The following is a 20634-nucleotide window of genomic DNA, read 5'->3' as shown; positions in this document are numbered from 1 at the left end:
CGATCGTGTTCCTTCCTAGTTATGATTCGCCCCGATAACAAATAATTCGAGGCGCGCCAGAAATTGCTATTTTATGCGTCAATTTTCTTCAACGCAATAGATTCGTTATTAATCAAATAACGATTTAGCCACGCTCTGCAATAATTGCATCAGCAACATTTTTGGGCACTTCAGCGTACTCAAAGAACTCCATAGAGTATGAAGCACGCCCTTGTGTTGCAGAACGTAAGTCAGTTGCGTACCCGAACATGACGGACAACGGAACTTGTGCACGAATTATCTTCAGGCCAGCTGTCCCCTCGTCCATACCTTCGATGATACCGCGGCGACGGTTTAGATCACCAACAACATCACCCATCCAGTCTTCTGGAGTCGTTACTTCAACTTTCATCATTGGCTCTAGAACTACAGGTTGCGCGTCTAACGCACCTTTTCTAAATGCCATTGAGCCAGCGATCTTAAACGCCATCTCACTTGAGTCGACATCATGGTATGAACCATCGAATAATGTTGCCTTAACATCCAACATAGGAAATCCAGCCAACACACCGTTGTTCATTTGTTCCTCGATACCTTTCGCTACCGAGCTGATGTATTCCTTAGGAACAGCACCACCCACAATCTCGTCTACAAAGACAAACCCTTCACCATGTTCTGACGGTTCAATTTTCAGCCATACATGACCGTATTGACCGCGACCACCAGATTGGCGAACAAATTTACCTTCAACTTCTGTGCTGCCGCGAATAGTTTCACGGTACGCAACCTGAGGTTTACCCACGTTGCAATCAACACTGAATTCACGTTTCATGCGATCTACGATGATATCAAGGTGAAGTTCACCCATACCTGAAATTAGCGTTTGGCCAGTTTCATCATCGGTCTCAACACGAAACGACGGGTCTTCTGCTGCTAGTTTACCTAGCGCAATACCCATTTTCTCTTGGTCTGCTTGAGAGCGAGGCTCTACGGCGATCTGAATAACCGGTTCTGGGAATTCCATACGCTCCAAAATCACTTTATGATTCTGGTCACACAGAGTATCACCCGTGGTCACATCTTTCAGACCTATAGCCGCGGCGATATCGCCTGCTCGGATCTCTTTCACTTCTTCACGCTTGTTCGAGTGCATTTGCACGATACGACCAAAGCGCTCACGTTTCTGCTTCACTGAGTTATAAACTGCATCGCCCGAGTTAACCACACCCGAATAAACGCGCATAAACGCTAGGGTGCCAACAAATGGGTCAGTTGCAATTTTAAATGCTAATGCTGAAAACGGTTCGTTGTCATCTGCATGACGCTCAACATCATTTTCTTCTTCATCAACACCTTTAATCGCTGGAACATCGACGGGTGATGGTAGAAATTCAATAACTGCGTCTAGTACAGCTTGCACACCTTTGTTTTTAAACGCACTACCGCATGTCGCGAGTACGATTTCATTATTTAGTGTACGAGTACGAAGACCGGCTTTAATTTCAGCTTCAGTTAATTCACCTTCTTCAAGGTACTTATCCATCAACTCTTCGTTTGCTTCAGCAGCGGCTTCAACTAGATTAGTTCGCCACTCTTGAGCATCTTCTAGCATGTCAGCTGGAATATCTTCATATGTGAAGGTCATGCCTTGATCGGCTTCGTTCCAGTTGATTGCTTTCATCTTGATAAGGTCGATGACACCTCTAAACTCATCTTCCGCTCCAATGTTCAATTGGATAGGAACTGGGTTTGCACCAAGACGATCTTTAATTTGGTCCACAACGCGTAGGAAATCTGCACCCGCTCGATCCATCTTATTGACGAATACCATACGAGGTACACTGTATTTATCGGCTTGACGCCATACAGTTTCAGACTGAGGTTCAACACCTGAAGAGCCACAGAATACTACCACAGCACCATCTAGTACACGCAAAGAGCGCTCTACTTCGATAGTAAAGTCAACGTGTCCTGGGGTGTCAATGATATTTACGCGATGATCTTGGAATTGTGCTTCCATACCACGCCAGAAGGTTGTAGTAGCAGCAGATGTGATAGTAATACCACGCTCTTGCTCCTGCTCCATCCAGTCCATGGTAGCGGCACCATCGTGAACTTCGCCGATTTTGTGAGAAAGGCCAGTGTAGAACAGAATACGCTCACTTGTGGTTGTTTTTCCTGCATCTACGTGAGCAACGATACCGATATTACGATAGCGCTCTATAGGAGTTTTACGAGCCACGATTGTATCCTCTGACTAAGGTTAACCTTAGAGTAAAGAAAAGCGCTGCGAGGGAGACTCGCAGCACTGAAAAGGTATTACCAGCGGTAATGAGCGAATGCTTTGTTAGCATCAGCCATGCGGTGAACGTCTTCACGTTTCTTAACCGCAGTACCTTTGTTCTCAGACGCGTCTAGCATTTCAGCAGCTAGGCGTTGAGCCATAGATTTTTCACCACGCTTACGCGCAGCTTCAACCAACCAACGCATAGCAAGTGCGTTACGGCGAACCGGACGAACTTCTACAGGTACTTGGTAAGTTGAACCACCAACACGGCGAGATTTAACCTCTACCGATGGGCGAACATTTTCAAGAGCTTCTTCAAATACAGCTAAGTGATCTTTACCAGATTTCTCAGCCATAGTTTCTAGTGCAGTGTAAACGATTTTCTCTGCAGTAGATTTCTTTCCGTCAACCATTAGGATGTTAACGAACTTTGCCAGCAATTCAGATTTGAACTTAGGATCTGGAAGGATCTTACGCTGACCAATTACGCGACGACGTGGCATGGAATATTCTCCGTTGTCTTCTTCAGGTTATCCAAAACTTTTCAGTTTCTTCAAAATTAAATAATTTTAGTGTTTGGCCTTACTTAACGGAATCCATTAAGACTTAGGTCGTTTCACACCGTACTTAGAACGACCTTGTTTACGGTCATTTACGCCAGCACAGTCAAGTGCGCCGCGAACAGTGTGGTAACGTACACCCGGAAGGTCTTTAACACGACCGCCACGGATTAGAACAACACTGTGCTCTTGAAGGTTGTGACCTTCACCGCCGATGTACGAAGTTACTTCGAAGCCGTTCGTTAGACGAACACGACAAACTTTACGAAGTGCTGAGTTAGGTTTTTTAGGTGTAGTTGTGTAAACACGAGTACATACACCACGTTTTTGTGGGCACGCTTCTAGTGCTGGCACGTTGCTTTTAACAACCTGCTTTGCACGAGGCTTGCGAACCAACTGGTTAATAGTTGCCATTAACTAGCTCCTGATTTACTTAAAGTAAGCTTTGTGAAAAATCTATTCCCTTTTGCAACTAGTACAAATAGGGACGCAAAATTCTATTCAGCAGGGGGGGGTGTGTCAAGAAATATACAGATCTTTTTTCAATCAAGGCGCGATTAAAAAGAAGTGTTAAAACATATTAATGCAATTATTGCCACGTGATCGAGTTTTCCTGCTTTGCCGTTAGAGAAACAAAGCCTTTATAATCAACAAGTTTAACTTCACAACCTAACAACCTAGTCAACCCCCTCGCCTCAATATCATTTTCTAATGCGTAGACATTCACATTCGATTCTTTTGTACCTTGCTGTTTAAATTCCGAACAAATTGCGAGGTACACCGCATCTTCTATCAATAAAAAGGTGTCCTGGTCACAGCTATACGATTTTGCGGCTTCAAATCCATCACGAGATTTAATGATATGTAGCATCCTGTTCCTTAAAATGTCAGTACTTTTCGACAACTATTGAGCAGTGTCGCTAGTGTGCCACTTGATATAGCGGTTGCGTCGATAATCAACTGCTCTGGTAGTAAACCGTATTTATCTAAGCTTTCCTGGCACACATAAACTTGCTCGATGTCGTAGAGTTCCAATAATTTGAATGCACTAATGTAATCACGAGACAACACGGAGCTGGGCTGCTGCCTGTCGACGAGTTGTGTCACGCCCTTACCTGAAAAGAACACCGCGATGTCCTCACAAAAAGCAGAAGCGGCTAAGAGTGCATCGAGCCCTTCGCGTCCAGCCGAAGAGGTGTGGGGATAACTTTGGAAAACAAATCCTAACTTCATTAAAACTGTACAACCCTATCTTGTGTCAGTAGCGCCTCAGCCAAACTTCCAAGACCAGCTTGTTCAAATCCACTGGCAAGATTACTGGCCGCAAGCTCGTGCTGCGTCATCTCTTCTTCACCAACGATACCACGACGCAAGGATGCGGCTATGCAACAGTCTAGTTTAACCGAATGCTCTCTGTGTAGCGCTTGCCACGCGGCAACCAGATCAAATTCATCGTTCGCTGGCAAAGTTAAGTTCGACGCATTTAGGACGCCGTCTTGGTAGAAAAATACACTGACAAGTTTATGACCACTCTCGATCAGTGCTTGCGCGAACAAGTACGCGCAACGTGCACTTTGAGAGCCATACACAGAGCCGTTAACCACTAAGGTATAGGTTAGAGATTGCAAGCTCACTCATCCTCAGTTTTGCGTTGACGAATGTAAAGATAAACCGTGTGCTTTGAAATGTTCAATCGATCCGCTACGCGGTTGATTGCATCTTTGATGTCAAAGATGCCTTTGTCATAGAGTTCCATGACAATTTGACGGTTCTTAGTATTGTTAGACACCGATTTGTCAGCATTAATATCTTCGATAGTGCGCTCAACCGTCTGGTCCACGAGTTCTTCAACATCACTAGCAAAGTTTACGGATGACGCCGCGTCTTTGGCCTCTTGGGTGGGCATGAAAGACTGCAAGACTTGAGAAAAAGGCGCATCCAAATTGACGTTGATACACAAGAGGCCGATTACGCGATTTTCGCCATTGCGAATAGCAACGGTAATCGACTTCATAAATACACCGCCTTTTGCTCGGCTAAAATATGAACGTGAAAAGTTTCTTTCCGAGCCTTCAATATCTTTAAGCATCTTAAGGGCGAGGTCGGTGATTGGCGATCCCACTTGACGTCCCGTGTTTTCACCATTGGCGATTTTAATCGCGGATGTATTGAGATCTTCTAAAGAGTGCAAGACTATCTCACAAAAAGGACCAATCAAGCTCGCGATACCATCAACGACCGCTTCATAGGATTTTAAAATTATTTTATCGTGCTCACTAAATGGCGTCACATCAACGGATTCCATTTCAAGCAACGTATCTGGGTTGATACTGTCAGTCACGGTTTTTTTGGCCTTTAAGCGAAAATTAAAAAAATTAATGTAAGTTTATCAGAAAATTTTAACAACTCACTCCAGTAACTTATCAACTAGTGACCTAGAACAAAGAAAGTCTGTAATTTTACTCAGCGCTATCTCATCATTTTTACAGAAAATTACGTCTTTGCTGTTGTTACAGACTCTGATAACGTGCCACAAATACCAAAAAAGGCTCACCGAAGTGAGCCTTTAATAACCAATTGGCGGCCTTTATTGTGCCGTTTCAGCTTCAATATTTAACAATTCCACTTCGAAAACGAGTGTCGAGTTAGCTGGAATCGTTGGTGTATCTTGCTCGCCATACGCTAGCTCTGGCGGGATAACAAACTTGTACTTAGAACCAACATTCATTAGCTGAACACCCTCGGTCCAACCAGGGATCACGCGGTTAAGCGGGAAAGTCGCTGATTGACCACGATCGTATGAAGAGTCGAACTGAGTACCATCAATCAAAGTACCTTTGTAGTGAACTTCTACAGTATCTGTATCTTTCGGTTGAGCACCCGAACCGTCTGTTAACGCTTGATAAAGAAGTCCTGAGTCAGTTTTCTTCACACCTTCTTGCTTTTCAAATTCCGCTCGGAAGGTGTCGCCTTCAGCTTTCGCCGCCGTTGCTTTTTCTTCAGCTTGCTGTTGCATAGTTTGAGCTACTCGTTGATCCAAGCCTTCCAGTGCCGCGCGAATTTCATCTTCTGTTAATTCTGGATTACCAGCAAATGCATGCTCAATACCTTTTAATACCAAATCTTTTTTGAGTTCAATTCCAAGCTCGCCTGGCTTTTCGATACTAGTGCTTAGGTAGTTTGCAAAAGAAACACCGATTGCGTAAGCCGCTTTATCATCGTCTGTTTTAAAGTGTACTGTTTTACCTGTTTCAGCTTGAACTTGCTGTTCGGCCGCCGGGTCTACTTTTGGCGTTTCTTCTTTTTGACAGCCAACTGCCAACATAACGGTCGCTGCAAGTAACGACACTTTAAATAGTGATTTCATTTATTTCTCCAATTCATGGACAGCCATGGTTTTTGAGTTACCGTCCATATTCATAAATACTTTTTAGCGTAACCCTTAGGTCTGTGAGCGTAACTCATTTAATCTAGTATGAATTATCGTGTAGTACCAATATACTAGCTTAGCCTAAAGACTCAATGTGGAATATCGTCAATCATGCGAATAATATCTCATTCTGCTATGTGGCTCATTGTCATCAGCCTGTTAAATGGCTGCTTTTTCTCTGGCCAAGAACGTCAGCGCTGGACCCTTGCAGACCAAGGAACAACCAGCATTGCCCTGAGCCGCGATGCCCGTTTCGCTCTACTTTACTCAAAAGAGAAGCATCTGCAACTTTGGGATCTTTCATCTTCAGAGCTCCTAACACAGCTAGGCATTCAAGATCCAGAAAGGAACATTATCTCGACTATTCGTTTTTCCGATAATGGCCGTTTCGCCGTTACCGCAACCCAAACTAATTTCGCTGTCTGGGATTTAGCTTGGTCTCAGTCAAGTGGTCTATGGTCTGTCTCTGATGGTTTGATTACCGACATCGCCATTAGCAACAATGGTGAAGAAGTCTTACTTGGTCTAACCAACGGCAAGGCAATCTTCATTGACTTAGTCAGCGGACGTCGCCTAGAGTTCCTTGCCCATGTCGAAAAAGTCAACTCAGTGTCTATATCCCCAAATGGTCGCTATGCTTTAACTGGCGGCAATGACCACAATGCGTATTTTTGGAGCACCGAGTCTGGCCAAATACTTCATCATTTTCCCCATAAGCAACGCATCCGTACTGTGACATTACAACGCGACGGACACCTCGCGCTCACATCAGACTCAGGCAATCATGCGATCATTTGGAACTTGTCTTCGGGTAAGCAGCAAGCTCAACTTAAAAGTTGGTCCAGACAATTGATTTTCTCTTCGGCTCGTTTTTCCGATGATGGCAAATTACTCGTTACAGGCAGTCCAGCGGCAAGAGTTTCTCTTTGGAATACAAACTCAGGAGAAAGAATTGAAAGTTTTGAGGTAGAATTACTGAAATCGATCAGCCCGCCGCGCGCTGTAGTGTATGATGCGGCCTTTGACAACAATCAACATGTCGTCTCTGCGGCGTCGTCCGGCGTTATACAAGCTTGGAATTCGGAACTAAATTATGAGTAATGAAATTATTCGTGCGCTAGAAGAGCGTATTAACGACATGGAATGCAAGTTGGCATTTCAAGACCAAACGATAGATGAACTCAACGATGCGCTATCCAAGCAGCAAATGCTGATCACTGTAATGCAAGATCAGATGAAGTTTGTGGTAGGTAAAGTGAAAAATATGGATTCATCAAACATGGCCGATCCTTCGGAGGAAACGCCACCGCCGCATTACTAAAATCGTCGCGAGCCTCGCGAATGAGTATTAAAAAGGCCAGCTTTACGCTGGCCTTTCCCCATTAAGATAATGAGCGCTGCCTAACGGCCTCAAACAAGCAGATCCCGGACGCTACCGAAACATTAAGGCTTGATACACTGCCCGCCATTGGTATTTTGATGAGATCATCACAAGTTTCTCGCGTCAGGCGTCTCATGCCATCCCCTTCTGCGCCCATCACAATAGCCAATGCTCCTGACAACTTTGCTTGATAAATGTCGTGAGTCGCCTCACCCGCTGTACCGACAAACCATACACCCTGCTCTTGAAGAGCTCGCATAGTACGCGCAAGATTCGTTACGCGAATCAAAGGAACAGTTTCCGCAGCACCACAAGCTACCTTGCTTACGGTTGCCGTTAACGGTGCTGATTTGTCTTTCGGTACAATAACAGCAGCAACACCCGCTGCATCAGCATTGCGCAAACACGCGCCAAGGTTATGCGGGTCAGTCACACCATCAAGAACCAACAATAGCGGACTTTCATGCTGACGAAGAATGTCATCGAGATCATTTTCATTGAGTTGCTTCATCGGTTTTACTTTGGCGATGATACCTTGATGGTTGGCGCCACTGGCTTTATCGTCCAACACTTTTCGGCCCATTTGCTGAATAGAAACACCAAACTGATTTAACTCGTTCAGTAAGGGCATTAACCGATCATCTTGACGCCCTTTTAGAACATAAGCTTCTATAAATCGCGCAGGATCCTTGGCAAGCACAGCTTTGACTGCATGGATCCCATAGATAAATTCATTACTCATCGTATACCTTGCTTAATTATTTCTCTTAGAACGAGCCTTAGCCGCATTACTTTTCGCTTTATCCTTTCGCGTTTTCTCGGCTTTAGACTTTTTACGTTTCTTTGTCTTTGATTCGTCTTGCAAAACGTCATCCGGTCGCTTCATCGGCTCGACTAATGGCTTGGCACTTTGACCCGCTCGTCGCCCTTTTACCGCCGTCCGCTTATTGCTTTGTGCTTTTTTCTGAGCATCTGCAGCACGTTTTTTGGCCGTTTTACCTTTGCCGCGTAGCTTACGACTTGTTTCAACTAATTCAAAGTCAATTTGTCGATCATCGAGATTAACCGACAGTACTTTTACCTTTACTGCATCGCCTAATCGGTAAATATTACCAAAGCTTTCACCAATCAACCTCTGACCCGTCGGGTCAAACTGATAGTAATCATTCGCTAAGGTCGAGATGTGAACTAGACCATCAATGTGCAATTCAGTTAATCGTACAAAAAAACCAAACCCCGTGACATTCGCAATAACGCCATCAAGCTCTTCGCCAACGTGATCTTGCATGTATTCACATTTCAGCCAATCAGAGACTTCTCTGGTTGCATCGTCAGCACGACGCTCAGTCATAGAACACTGTTCACCGTAAAAATCCATATCATCAAAAGAATAGTGATAGCCACCCGTCGGTGTCCAACGGTCTTGGTTACGACCTTCCTCTTTCGCAATCAGATACTTGATCGCTCGATGTAGCAACAAATCCGGATAACGGCGAATAGGTGAAGTGAAATGAGCGTAACGTTTAAGGGCGAGTCCAAAGTGGCCACAGTTATCCGCATTGTAGACCGCTTGTTTCATCGATCTTAATAACATGGTTTGAATCAGTTCTTTGTCTGGACGATCGCTGATCTGCTTCATTATCTCTGCATAATCTGTTGGTGAGGGCTCTAAGCCACCCGTCAAATTCAGCCCCAACTCACCAAGAAAGTCTCTAAAGCCTGTCAGACGTTCTTCCCCGGGAGATTCATGAATTCGATACAGCGCTGCTTCTTTTGCCTTTTCAACCAAGCTCGCTGAAGCAATATTGGCCAATATCATGCATTCTTCAATAATTTTATGAGCGTCATTGCGGATCACAGGCTCAATGCGATCGATTTTCTTCTCAGCGTTAAAAATAAACTTCGTTTCTACGCTTTCAAATTCGATAGCCCCTCGTTGCGCCCGTGCATTCTTAAGTACCCCATACATACTATGAAGTTGCTCAAGATGTGGAACCACCGCTTGATAGCGCTCTCGCAACTCTAAGTCACCATCAAGGATTGCGCCAACCTTATTGTAAGTCAGTCGAGCATGAGAGTTCATCACCGCTTCGTAGTGCTTATAGCCTGAAAGCTTGCCGCTATCAGAGATGGTCATTTCACATACCATACATAGTCGATCTACTTGTGGATTTAGTGAACACAAACCATTGGAGAGCACCTCAGGTAACATGGGCACGACTTGGGATGGAAAGTACACCGAGTTACCACGATTGATCGCTTCTTTGTCTAGCGCACTGTCGGTTCTAACGTAATAGCTAACATCGGCAATTGCGACCCACAGTCTCCAACCTCCACTGCGCTTCTTTTCACAGTACACCGCGTCGTCGAAGTCTCTGGCGTCTTCGCCGTCAATCGTCACTAGAGGCAGTTCTCTTAAATCAACACGGCCTTGTTTGGCATCTTCAGGGACATGTTCACCAAAGTGTTTGACTTGCTGCTCAACGTCTTCTGGCCACTCATTAGGGATCTGATGGGTGCGAATCGCTATTTGTGTTTCCATTCCCGGTGCCATACTTTCACCAAGAACGTCAATGACACGACCTGTCATACCGCGTGAACGACTACCTCTATCGGTAATCTCGATCACTACTACATTTCCCATACGAGCTGAAGATTTATGCTCATTAGGAATGAGGATATCTTGACTAATACGTGAATCATCGGCCACCACATATGCGTAGCCGTATTCCAAGAAAAATCGCCCGACGATTTGAGCTTTACGCTCCTCTAATACACGAACAAGACGCCCTTCTTTGCGACCACGTTTATCGGTACCCGTAGGTTGAACCAAAACAAAATCGCCGTGAAGAATGGTGCGCATTTGATGGTGAGGAAGCAGGACATCGTTATCTTTTCCTACAGACCCTTCAGGGCGAACCCAGCCGTGGCCGTCTTTATGGCCAATCACGTGACCTTTGATCATCTCTAACTTATCGGGAAGCGCGTAACATTGGCGGCGGGTAAACACAAGTTGACCGTCACGCTCCATCGCTCTTAATCGGCGACGCAAGCCTTCGTAATGTTCCTCACCGGATAATCCTAATGCCTCAAAAAGATCATTACGATTCATCGGCACATTGGCTGTTTGCAAAAACTCGAGAATAAATTCACGACTCGGGATCGGGTTGTCGTAGTTTTGGGATTCTCTTTCAGCAAACGGATCGTTTGTTGGCTGTCTAGGAGTCTCTTTGGACATAGCTAAGCCTATCTTTTTTTAGGAGGGTTAGCCAGATTATAACCGAGGGTCGGCTTAAGCTACAGAATTGCTTCGTTAAATAGCTAAAAAGCCCACTAAAAGGGCTTTAAATGAGATAAAAAATAGAGTTACCAAAAGGTGGTGCGGCGTTTTGCTCTCGCTATGATGTTGTCTGGCATTCGGCGCTCCAAGCTCTGGCGTAATCGCGCGATACGCTTATGCTTTAACGAGTCTGGGGTAACTGAGTTATACAACCAGCGATAGGCATCTTCGTAGTCCAACGGGCTACCATAATCACGCAGCAATAATTCGGCTAATTGTATTCTTGCATCAAGGTTCCCCATTGATGCAGCTTCTCGAAAATAGGGAATCGCACGTTCTTTATCTTGCTGAACAAATGTTCCACGCGAGTAATAGCGCCCCAACTGCTCAAGTGCGACTGGTAGGCCTTGGTGGGCAGCATTTTCCATATAGTACAAGCCAAGTTCAACATCTTGTGCAACACAAACACCCCATGCGAGCATATCACCATATAAAAACTCGTATGCCGGTAGGTTAATGCGAGTAGCACGCGCAACAATATCTTCAACCAGCTGGCAATTATCCGCTTTGACACGTTCTAAATGTCGGTTTTCTTCGATTAAGTTAAGTAGCTCATTTTCTGGATAGATAGGCACCGGCGAACTGACGCCCCCAGCCTGAACTTTGACTGTGGAGAAAAACATAGCGAAACACATCAAAGCCGCTAACTTTTTTTGTCTCATAGTTTACTACTCTACCTTGTACTTCTTCGAAATAAGAATGCCACTCTCAAATTATTGAGCAAAACACGATGGATTGTCACCTATAGTGACCGCACAACCCGTATTTGCCTATGTTCACTGTTTATCGGCAACAACTCGGTGAACTTTAGCGACCCTCACTGACAAGCGGCAATATTTTGCCCCCTTTCTGAAAAGCCACACGATATTTGGACTGATGATCACACTCTTATCTTAAAACAAGACATAAAAAAACCGATGCTTGGCATCGGTTTTTATTCAAACTATCTGTTGCCGCCGCTATTATGCGTTAAACGGGTCAACTTTAATGATCGTTTCGTTGCGATCTGGACCTGTCGATACGATATCAATTGGAACACCAGTCAGCTCTTCAATGCGGCTGATATAATCGAGTGCAGCTTGTGGTAGTGCATCTAACGATTTTGCACCCACAGTGTTTTCAGACCAACCCGGCATCGTTTCGTAGATCGGAGTCGCTTCTTCAAATGACTCAGCCGCCATAGGAGAAACTTCTAAGATAGAGCCATCATTCATCTTATAACCAGTACAGATTTTCAGCTCTTCTAGTCCGTCTAATACGTCTAGTTTCGTTAAACAAATACCTGTCAAAGAGTTTAGTTGAATAGCTCGGCGCATCGCGACAGCGTCAAACCAACCCGTACGACGTAGTCGACCAGTCGTTGCACCAAACTCATGACCAACATCACCTAGATGCTTACCAACTGGATCTTGCTTGTCTAGGCCATCGTACAGTTCAGTCGGAAATGGACCTGACCCCACGCGAGTACAGTAAGCCTTCGTAATACCAAGGATGTAACCAATGTGGCGAGGACCGAAACCACAACCTGCAGCAACACCACCAGCCGTCGTATTAGAAGACGTCACGTAAGGGTATGTACCGTGGTCGATGTCTAGAAGCGTACCTTGAGCACCTTCGAACATGATCTTGTCACCACGCTTACGCGCTGCATCAAGCTCATCTGTCACGTCGATAACCATTGAAGTCAGTAGGTCAGCGTAGCTCATCGCTTGCTCAAGGACTTCTTCGTAGCTGACTGGTTCCGCTTTGTAGAAATGCTCTAATTGGAAGTTATGGAATTCCATGACTTCTTTTAATTTCTCAGCAAATGCCTCTTTGTCGAAAAGATCGCCAACGCGAAGACCGCGACGAGCAACTTTATCTTCGTAGGCTGGACCGATGCCACGACCTGTCGTACCTATTGCTTTTTTACCACGTGCGATTTCACGCGCTTGGTCGATTGCAACATGGTAAGGCAGAATTAGCGGGCAAGCTTCAGAGATGAATAAGCGCTCGCGAACTGGAATTCCACGCTCTTCTAATGGCTTCATTTCTTTTAGAAGCGCATCTGGTGATAGAACAACACCATTACCAATAACGCACTTAACGTTATTGCGAAGAATACCTGATGGAATCAAATGAAGAACGGTTTTTTCACCGTCAATGACTAGAGTGTGACCTGCGTTGTGACCGCCTTGATAGCGAACCACGTACTTTGCATCTTCAGTTAAAAGGTCTACGATTTTACCTTTACCTTCGTCACCCCATTGGGTGCCCAGAACGACTACGTTATTACCCATCTTTCCAATCTGATTGCTAGTTAAAAAAGGATTCTAGCACCGAATCGACAAATTGTGCAGTCATTTTTTAAGCATTTTGGCAAGTAACTTAACTAAACCTTTGTCCCAGAAAGACAAAAAAAATGAATTTCTATGGCTCTATCTTTTGAGTCCTTCAATCACCTTATGGTATTAATTCAACGAAGAAGCATAAAGACTATAACAGCACCGGCAACCACCAGGCACCCGCCAACCCGTCGCAACTGAGCATCAGGCTTCCTGGTCATTTCAACAATCATCGCCCGCCAATGGCTTGGGACCAATAATGGCCCTAACCCTTCAACAATTAAAACCAGCCCCAATGCAATCCAAATGGCTTCCGACATCTTATTCCCTCACAGACAAAAATGGAGCCCATAAGGCTCCATTCATATTATTATTCAACGAGATTACTTGGCGGGTGCGCCGTTTGCGTCGTTCATGTATCGGAAGAATTCACTCTTCGGATCAAGAACTAAGATATCATTCTTGCTTGAGAATGATGTCTTATACGCATCAAGAGAACGCATGAAGCCGTAAAACTCAGGATCTTTGCTGTAGGCATCCGCATAAATCTTCGCAGCTTTTGCATCAGCTCCACCTCGTGTTACACGAGCGGTTTTATCAGCTTCAGCGAGAACCGTTGCGACTTCAAGTTCTGCTTGAGCACGAATGACTTCAGCTTTTTCACGACCTTGAGAGCGGTGCTTACGAGCAACTGACTCACGTTCTGCACGCATACGGCGATAGATCGATTCACTGATTTCATCTGGTAGGTTGATTTTCTTCATTCGGAAATCAACAACACGTACACCAAGATCTTTCATTGCGCTGTCACGAGTATCACGCAGTACATTATCCATGATCTTGTCACGCTCACCATCAATCTCAAGCGCCTGTTTTGCAGCTTCTGTTGTCACTTCGTCACTGTCTGCACTTTCAGGCAATACGTCTTTATTGCGAGGGCCAGAAACTATCTGCTTGATTTCTCTTGCACCAATTTCAGAACGCAACACATCAGTCACTTTTCTTTCCAATAGTGCTTGAGCGGTCAGAGCATCACCACCACCTGTAGCAAGGTAGTATTGACGAAAATCTTCAATCTTCCACTTCACATAGGTATTGATGATAACATCTTTTTTCTCAGACGTTACAAAGCGGTCTCCACGACCATCCATTGTTTGAATACGAGCATCGAGTGTTTTCACTCGGTCAAACAGTGGCATTTTAAAGTGAAGTCCAGGCTCATAGATGCGAGAAACATTGTTGTCATCACTCAGCACTCGACCAAATCGAATTACGATGCCACGCTCGCCTTCTGGAATCACAAATAGAGACATCAGCATCAATGCTAATGCAACGACTAATACTGGTATCGTCAATTTACGCATTGTTAGTATCTCCCTTGACGTGAATTCGAATCGCGTGAATTGCTACTACTCGGTGGCGTTCCACTTGATTGTGAATCCAATTGAATCTCATCGTAGGCAGAAGTCGCTTTTGGCTTACGGGTTTGTGTCGACGACTCTTGTCCCGCTAACTTATCAATTGGTAAGTACAGCAAGTTGCCACTCGATTCAGAGTCAATAATCACTTTCGATGTGTTGGAGTACACTTCTTCCATCGTATCTAGGTAGAGACGATTACGTGTAACCTCTGGCGCTGCCTGATATTCTGGTAGTAATTTCTCGAACTGAGCTACCTGACCCAACGCTGAGTTGATCGTACGCTCAGAGTAACCGAGTGCTTCTTTCTTCAAACGCTCAGCACGACCCGTTGCTTTGGGCGTAATTTCATTCTTGTAAGCTTCAGCTTCACGAATAAAACGTTCTTCATCTTCTCGAGCAGAAATCGCATCATCAAACGCGTCTTGCACCTGTGTTGGTGGTCGAGCCGACTGGAAGTTCACATCAACAATGCTAAGACCCATATCGTAGTTATCGATAATATCGTTCAAGGTTTCTTGTGTACTTTGACGAATTTGCTGACGACCACTTGTTAGAATGCTATCCATTAACGCATCACCAATAACCGCGCGTAGTGCTGAGTCAGTCGCTTGACTCAAACTGTCGTCTGCATTGGTTACCACAAACAAATACTTGTATGGGTCAGACACTCGGTATTGGACATCCATACCCACTGTCACAACGTTTTCATCTTTAGTTAGCATAGTACCCGATGCACGCAGTGAACGAATCGCTTGTACGTTGACCGCTTGGTACTCATCAATAAAGCGAGGTCGCCAGTTTAGACCAGGATCGACAATACGATCGTATTTACCCAGACGAAGGACAACACCACGTTCTGCTTCACCAATGGTATAAAAACCAGAGGAGAACCAAATGACAACAGCGATCAATGCAATAACACCAAAGCCGATTGCGCTACCGCCACCGCCTATTGATGAGCCACCGCCACCTTTTTTGCCAAATTTACCACCAATCTTTTGACTTAGCTTATTGAAAACTTCGTCTAAGTCAGGCGGACCTTGATTACGGTCGCCGGACTTGCGGCCATCGCGATTGTTATTACCCCAAGGGTCATTATCGCGGCCGTTGTTTCCATTATTATTACCAGGCTCATTCCACGCCATTAGGAAGCTCCATCATTTAGTATGACGTTATACTGTAGCAGCCCTTTAAGTAACGATAAAGTCACCTAAGAGCGCCCCTTCTCTTTTCTCAAGTCTAGACCAATCTATTTGTTGCATCCGAATATCAATCAACAAGTTACCATCTGAATCATACTCTTCTCTTTGTATGCATTTCATCTGGAAAAATGTACTGCGGATCCGACCTTGATATTGCGGTGGGATACACAGTTGATATTGAACCATTTGACTAGCTAACCGTTCAGTTAGCGCCTCATATAACAGTTCGATACCAAGCCCTTCCATGGCAGACACCCAAACAATTCTTGGTTTACCTTCGCCATCGCGTTCAATGCGAGGGCGTTGTTCTTCTAGATTGTCTATCTTGTTCATAACGACTAGAGAGGGCACCTCATGGGCATCGATCTCTTCTAGCACGTCCTGAACGGCTTGCATATTCTCCCGAAAACGGTCGTCACTTGCATCTACAACATGTAACAAAATGTCAGCTTCTTGCGTTTCTTGCAATGTTGCTTTGAAGGCGGCGACTAAGTCGTGCGGGAGATGACGGATAAATCCAACGGTATCTGCAAGAATTGCAGGTCCGATATCCGCTAATTCAATTTTTCTTAACGTGGGGTCGAGAGTCGCGAACAGCTGATCTGCGGCATAAACCCCAGCTTCAGTGATGCGATTGAACAATGTTGATTTACCAGCATTGGTATAACCCACTAATGAAATCGTTGGGATTTCTGCACGATTTCTTGCTCGTCTGCCTTGTTCACGTTGTTTAGCCACTTTCGCCAATCGACGAAGAATGGTTTTGATCCGATCACGCAATAGACGTCGGTCAGTCTCGAGTTGAGTCTCACCAGGACCTCGTAAGCCTATCCCACCTTTTTGTCTTTCAAGGTGAGTCCAACCTCGAATTAATCGAGTTGAGATATGTCGTAGCTGAGCGAGCTCTACTTGCAGCTTACCCTCATGGGTTCGTGCTCGTTGAGCAAATATATCTAGGATAAGACCAGTACGATCCAACACTCGACATTTACAAATTTGCTCGAGGTTTCGCTCTTGAGCTGGTGAAAGTGCGTGATTAAAAATAACAATATCAGCGCCAGCAAGCTGGACGGCCTGTGCTATTTCTTGAGCCTTTCCTTCTCCGACATAGTATTTAGGGTGAGGTGACTGCCTACTGCCTGTCACGACTTGCAGTGCACTAACCCCTGCTGAGGAAACTAGCATCTCAAACTCGTTGAGATCTTCCCACTCACCCTCTTGCGTGAAGTTGATATGAACAAGTACAGCTTGCTCACCCGATTCATAACGGTCAAACAAGCTGCCAACTCCTATCTAATGCTGTATTTCCAGGAAAACGAATATTAATCTTCAGATTTCTCTTGTTGGCCATTAGAAATTGGACGCTCACCACTGTGGTGACTTACGGCACGAGCCGGAACAACAGTAGAGATCGCATGCTTATACACCATCTGGTTAACTGTATTTTTCAAAAGGATCACGAATTGATCAAATGATTCAATTTGACCTTGTAGCTTGATGCCATTAACCAGATAAATTGAAACAGGAATACGCTCGCGTCGTAGTGCATTCAAAAATGGGTCTTGAAGAGATTGCCCCTTAGCCATTTGTTATTTTCCTTATATTAATTTTGTTGTTGTAATTATTTAGCTATTGGTGCACTGCAAGTTCGGTGCTGCCTTTGCATCTGAGCTAAATCAATGAAATACCCCTTAGTTTTATAATCATAGATCATCAATTCACTTTGAAAATAAAACTCAGTTCCTTTTTGGGTATAAATACGCAAATGCGACCACATTATACACAGTTAATGCCATCGGATGCTATGGCGTCTGATAGGGTTTCTAAAGATTCCTCAATGTGTTCGCTATCAAGCCAAACCAAATCATCCCAACTCCTTAACCAGGTGATCTGACGTTTAGCCAATTGACGAGTTGCACAGATACCACGAAAAACCGCGTCATCAAGGCTGCAACTGCCGTCCAAATATTCCCACATTTGTCGATAACCAACGCAACGAATAGATGGAAGATCCAAATGTAGATCTTTACGAGCATATAACGCTTTAACTTCTTGTTCAAAGCCTGCTTGTATCATCTTATTAAAACGTAATTCAATTCTTTTGTGAAGTAATGCTCTATCTTGTGGAGCAACCGCAAACTGTTTCACACGAAATGGCAGCGGTTCACCTTTGGTTGAGGTAAGTTCAGTCAATGACTTTCCAGATATACGATAAACTTCGATAGCTCTAGATAAGCGTTGTGGATCGTTGGGGTGGATCCTATCAGCCGATACTGGGTCAAAGCTACGTAACTCATCATGCATCGCGCTCCAACCTTTTTGCTTAGCTTGCTCTTCAATCTGCTTTCGGATCTCAGGATCGGCCGCTGGAAGTGGCGATAACCCTTCTAACAACGCTTTGAAGTACATCATGGTACCGCCAACCAACAATGGGATTTTACCTTGAGCATGAATGTCAGCAATTTCTTTAAGGGCATCAGCGCGAAAGTCAGCCGCCGAGTACGCTTGCGCCGGATCTAAAATATCAATCAGACGATGCGGCGCCAATGTAAGCTCACTCTCATCAGGTTTTGCTGTACCAATATCCATACCCTTATAAATCAGGGCTGAATCGACACTAATGATCTCTACCGGAAATTTCTGACGCAATCGAATCGCCAATTCTGTTTTACCGGAGGCTGTTGGTCCCATTAAAAATAAGACTAAAGGTAGTTTCTCACTCATGATATCAATGCTGCAATAGTTGTCGAAAAATCTACAGGCTTAACAAAGCGCGAATCATTCAATGGCAACTCGCCATCCGCTAAACGTTCCACTTCTGCTAAAACCTGTATCGCTTCAGACAAAGTGTAGTGACTTTTTTCCACTTGTACCTTGTCAGCTAACCAACAGGCCAGTTGTTCAGGGCTTGCTGTCAGATTGGCCGCCAAGTATGCCAACATTTCACCAATTAACAATTGCAAATTTTGTTGACGTAATGGTTGCGGTACCGCCATGACCATCACATTTTTACTGTCCCGGACTTTTAATTCTATGGCGAATTTTGATAACAGTGGCATCAGGCTATCAAGCACTTGCAATTGTTCTGCTGGTAACTTCATTGCCAAAGGCACCAACAAAGGTTGTGCCTTTAACGCCCCTTTACTAACGTCGAGTTGATAACGACTGCGCCACCATTCAGCACGCGATACCGAGACCAATGCGCACCCATCAGTTATTGTCATCAATAAATATGTGTCGTGAACAACTGCAATGGATTTACCGAGTGCTCCAATGGCCGGTGACGTGACATCCGCTGTATATGGCGTGCTCAATGCGAGTGTGTCACGCCCATTGTCATTGGGTAAAGGTGTTGACATCAGCTGATGATAGGCCTCCACCTCTTTGCGGCTAGGGGCTGTTTCTCTTATCGATGAATGCTGTTTAGAAGAGCCATAACTGTTTTGAGGGCGAGTACTTTGCCACTCGCTTGTTTGACCACCCTCACGCTGCCTCGCGGACAAATTTTGCCCACTTGTCGACGTCGGTACAGACACTTGTTGATACCCTGAGCGTCCGGGATAATCAGGTATCTTTTCAATGGCATCGAGCAATGCGCCATCAAGGGGTTCCGGAGCCTTTGGCTCGTTCAAGGTGTTTTGATTTAAATTCGACTGAGGCTCTGTTGCTGTATGAAAAGCGGCGGCAGACGCTTTAGGCTGTTTGACATGATCTGCCTGTAATAAGGCACTGGCAAGAGCTTGATAAATAAAGTCATGCACCAGTCGAGATTGATGGAAGCGCACTTCATGTTTGGCCGGGTGGACATTAACATCAACATGGTGTGGATCAATTTCAATAAAGAGAATGTAGGCCGCGTACTGTTCAGACGTTAGACTCGTTTCGTAACTTTGACGAATGGCATGATTGATGAGTTTATCTCGCATCATACGACCATTGACGTAGCAAAACTGCATATCACTTTGCGCGCGCGCTCCTTCAGGAGTCGCAATCCAGCCATACAGCTTAAGACCATTATGCTCTAGCTCGATCTTCAACATATTACGAACAAAAGCATTTCCACACACCGATGCTATGCGCTTCTCACACTGAACCTCTGTTTTAGCCGCTCGGTACTGACGAACCATCTTACCGTTATGCTTGAGGTTTATCGTTATGTCAACACGACTTAGAGCAATGCGTTTAAGCAGTTCATCAATATGGGTAAACTCAGTTTTTTCGGTACGAAGAAACTTTCGTCTCGCGGGCGTATTAAAGAAAAGATCCAGCACTTCCACAGTGGTCCCGATTGGGTGCGCAGTTGGCTGAATCTTCACAGCCATTTCACGACCTTCCGCATAAGCAGACCATGCTTGTTGCTGAGTAGCGGGACGTGAGGTAAGAGTCAGTCGCGATACCGAAGAAATACTGGCCAATGCTTCGCCTCTAAAGCCCAAGCTGATGATCGCTTCTAAATCATCGAGAGTATGAATCTTGGAGGTAGCGTGTCGGCTGAGGGCTAGTTGCAATTCATCTTTGACAATCCCTTTACCATTATCACGGATGCGAATCAGCTTCGTTCCGCCTTTTTCGATATCAACATCGATTCTTGTTGCACCGGAATCTAGGCTATTTTCGACCAACTCCTTCACTACCGACGCAGGCCTTTCTACCACTTCGCCTGCGGCTATTTGGTTGGCTAATCGAGCTGGTAGTATTTTAATCGTCATT

21 protein-coding genes are annotated in these 20634 nt (G+C 44.9%); 2 read left to right on the top strand and 19 right to left on the bottom strand.

What is annotated here, in order from left to right; translation table 11 throughout:
- Positions 1–124: 124 nt before the first annotated feature.
- The 8 genes from fusA to fkpA form a co-directional block, all read right to left on the bottom strand.
- Entirely contained in the window at positions 125–2221 is a 2097-nt protein-coding gene (gene fusA, locus LNL84_RS15235; RefSeq protein ID WP_244358408.1) for an elongation factor G, read from the bottom strand.
- A gap of 77 nt (positions 2222–2298) precedes the next feature.
- Positions 2299–2769, bottom strand: coding sequence for a 30S ribosomal protein S7 (gene rpsG, locus LNL84_RS15230; RefSeq protein WP_244358407.1), 471 nt, complete (start codon positions 2767–2769; stop codon positions 2299–2301).
- A 96-nt stretch (positions 2770–2865) separates the two neighbouring features.
- Positions 2866–3240, bottom strand: a complete 375-nt coding sequence (rpsL, locus tag LNL84_RS15225) for a 30S ribosomal protein S12 (RefSeq protein WP_004399892.1) — start codon at positions 3238–3240, stop codon at positions 2866–2868.
- A 175-nt stretch (positions 3241–3415) separates the two neighbouring features.
- Entirely contained in the window at positions 3416–3697 is a 282-nt protein-coding gene (gene tusB, locus LNL84_RS15220) for a sulfurtransferase complex subunit TusB (RefSeq protein WP_244358406.1), read from the bottom strand.
- An 8-nt stretch (positions 3698–3705) separates the two neighbouring features.
- A complete protein-coding gene (tusC, locus tag LNL84_RS15215) occupies positions 3706–4059 on the bottom strand; it encodes a sulfurtransferase complex subunit TusC (RefSeq protein ID WP_244358405.1) in 354 nt (117 codons plus the stop codon).
- Positions 4059–4454 carry a sulfurtransferase complex subunit TusD gene (gene tusD, locus LNL84_RS15210; RefSeq protein ID WP_244358404.1) on the bottom strand — a complete coding sequence of 132 codons (396 nt, stop codon included), beginning with the start codon at positions 4452–4454 and terminating at the stop codon, positions 4059–4061. The genes tusC and tusD overlap by 1 nt, the downstream gene beginning before the upstream one ends.
- Positions 4455–4456: 2 nt before the next feature.
- Positions 4457–5131: a helix-turn-helix transcriptional regulator gene (locus LNL84_RS15205; RefSeq protein WP_244358413.1), complete on the bottom strand. Its 675-nt coding sequence runs from the start codon at positions 5129–5131 to the stop codon at positions 4457–4459.
- A gap of 282 nt (positions 5132–5413) precedes the next feature.
- Positions 5414–6193 (bottom strand): FKBP-type peptidyl-prolyl cis-trans isomerase, encoded by a 780-nt coding sequence (gene fkpA / locus LNL84_RS15200; protein WP_244358403.1) that lies wholly within the window; start codon positions 6191–6193, stop codon positions 5414–5416.
- Positions 6194–6367: 174 nt separating this feature from the next.
- Here fkpA and LNL84_RS15195 point away from each other — a divergent pair, with 174 nt between their 5' ends.
- Together LNL84_RS15195 and LNL84_RS15190 are read left to right on the top strand one after the other, a co-directional pair.
- Positions 6368–7357 carry a WD40 repeat domain-containing protein gene (locus tag LNL84_RS15195; RefSeq protein WP_244358402.1) on the top strand — a complete coding sequence of 330 codons (990 nt, stop codon included), beginning with the start codon at positions 6368–6370 and terminating at the stop codon, positions 7355–7357.
- Positions 7350–7577, top strand: coding sequence for a SlyX family protein (locus LNL84_RS15190; RefSeq protein ID WP_244358401.1), 228 nt, complete (start codon positions 7350–7352; stop codon positions 7575–7577). Before LNL84_RS15195 ends, LNL84_RS15190 begins: the two co-directional genes overlap by 8 nt.
- 61 nt (positions 7578–7638) lie before the next feature.
- On the opposite strand, the gene rlmB is transcribed toward LNL84_RS15190, so the two are convergent.
- From rlmB to mutL, 11 genes are all read right to left on the bottom strand, one after another.
- Positions 7639–8379: a 23S rRNA (guanosine(2251)-2'-O)-methyltransferase RlmB gene (rlmB, locus tag LNL84_RS15185; protein WP_244358400.1), complete on the bottom strand. Its 741-nt coding sequence runs from the start codon at positions 8377–8379 to the stop codon at positions 7639–7641.
- A gap of 12 nt (positions 8380–8391) precedes the next feature.
- Positions 8392–10875 (bottom strand): ribonuclease R, encoded by a 2484-nt coding sequence (rnr, locus tag LNL84_RS15180; RefSeq protein ID WP_244358399.1) that lies wholly within the window; start codon positions 10873–10875, stop codon positions 8392–8394.
- 128 nt (positions 10876–11003) lie between these two features.
- Positions 11004–11639 (bottom strand): flagellar protein MotX, encoded by a 636-nt coding sequence (gene motX / locus LNL84_RS15175; RefSeq protein ID WP_425244314.1) that lies wholly within the window; start codon positions 11637–11639, stop codon positions 11004–11006.
- A gap of 300 nt (positions 11640–11939) precedes the next feature.
- Positions 11940–13256, bottom strand: a complete 1317-nt coding sequence (locus LNL84_RS15170; protein WP_244358398.1) for an adenylosuccinate synthase — start codon at positions 13254–13256, stop codon at positions 11940–11942.
- Positions 13257–13432: 176 nt separating this feature from the next.
- A complete protein-coding gene (locus LNL84_RS15165; RefSeq protein ID WP_244358397.1) occupies positions 13433–13621 on the bottom strand; it encodes a DUF2065 domain-containing protein in 189 nt (62 codons plus the stop codon).
- A 63-nt stretch (positions 13622–13684) separates the two neighbouring features.
- Positions 13685–14665 carry a protease modulator HflC gene (gene hflC / locus LNL84_RS15160; RefSeq protein WP_244358396.1) on the bottom strand — a complete coding sequence of 327 codons (981 nt, stop codon included), beginning with the start codon at positions 14663–14665 and terminating at the stop codon, positions 13685–13687.
- Between the two features lie 2 nt (positions 14666–14667).
- Positions 14668–15867 carry an FtsH protease activity modulator HflK gene (hflK, locus tag LNL84_RS15155; protein WP_244358395.1) on the bottom strand — a complete coding sequence of 400 codons (1200 nt, stop codon included), beginning with the start codon at positions 15865–15867 and terminating at the stop codon, positions 14668–14670.
- A gap of 45 nt (positions 15868–15912) precedes the next feature.
- On the bottom strand, positions 15913–17202 hold the full coding sequence (hflX, locus tag LNL84_RS15150; RefSeq protein ID WP_244358394.1) for a ribosome rescue GTPase HflX: 1290 nt from the start codon (positions 17200–17202) through the stop codon (positions 15913–15915).
- A gap of 44 nt (positions 17203–17246) precedes the next feature.
- Complete coding sequence (gene hfq / locus LNL84_RS15145) at positions 17247–17510, bottom strand: RNA chaperone Hfq (protein ID WP_244358393.1); 264 nt, start codon at positions 17508–17510, stop codon at positions 17247–17249.
- A gap of 190 nt (positions 17511–17700) precedes the next feature.
- Positions 17701–18648 carry a tRNA (adenosine(37)-N6)-dimethylallyltransferase MiaA gene (miaA, locus tag LNL84_RS15140; RefSeq protein WP_244358392.1) on the bottom strand — a complete coding sequence of 316 codons (948 nt, stop codon included), beginning with the start codon at positions 18646–18648 and terminating at the stop codon, positions 17701–17703.
- Entirely contained in the window at positions 18645–20633 is a 1989-nt protein-coding gene (mutL, locus tag LNL84_RS15135; RefSeq protein WP_244358391.1) for a DNA mismatch repair endonuclease MutL, read from the bottom strand. Before mutL ends, miaA begins: the two co-directional genes overlap by 4 nt.
- Position 20634 lies beyond the last annotated feature (1 nt).

The sequence above is a fragment of the Vibrio gelatinilyticus genome (genome assembly GCF_022836845.1).
In the GTDB taxonomy this organism is placed as follows: domain Bacteria; phylum Pseudomonadota; class Gammaproteobacteria; order Enterobacterales; family Vibrionaceae; genus Vibrio; species Vibrio gelatinilyticus.
Note: the sequence above shows the minus strand (reverse complement) of the source record. Positions and strands in the feature narration are given on the sequence as shown.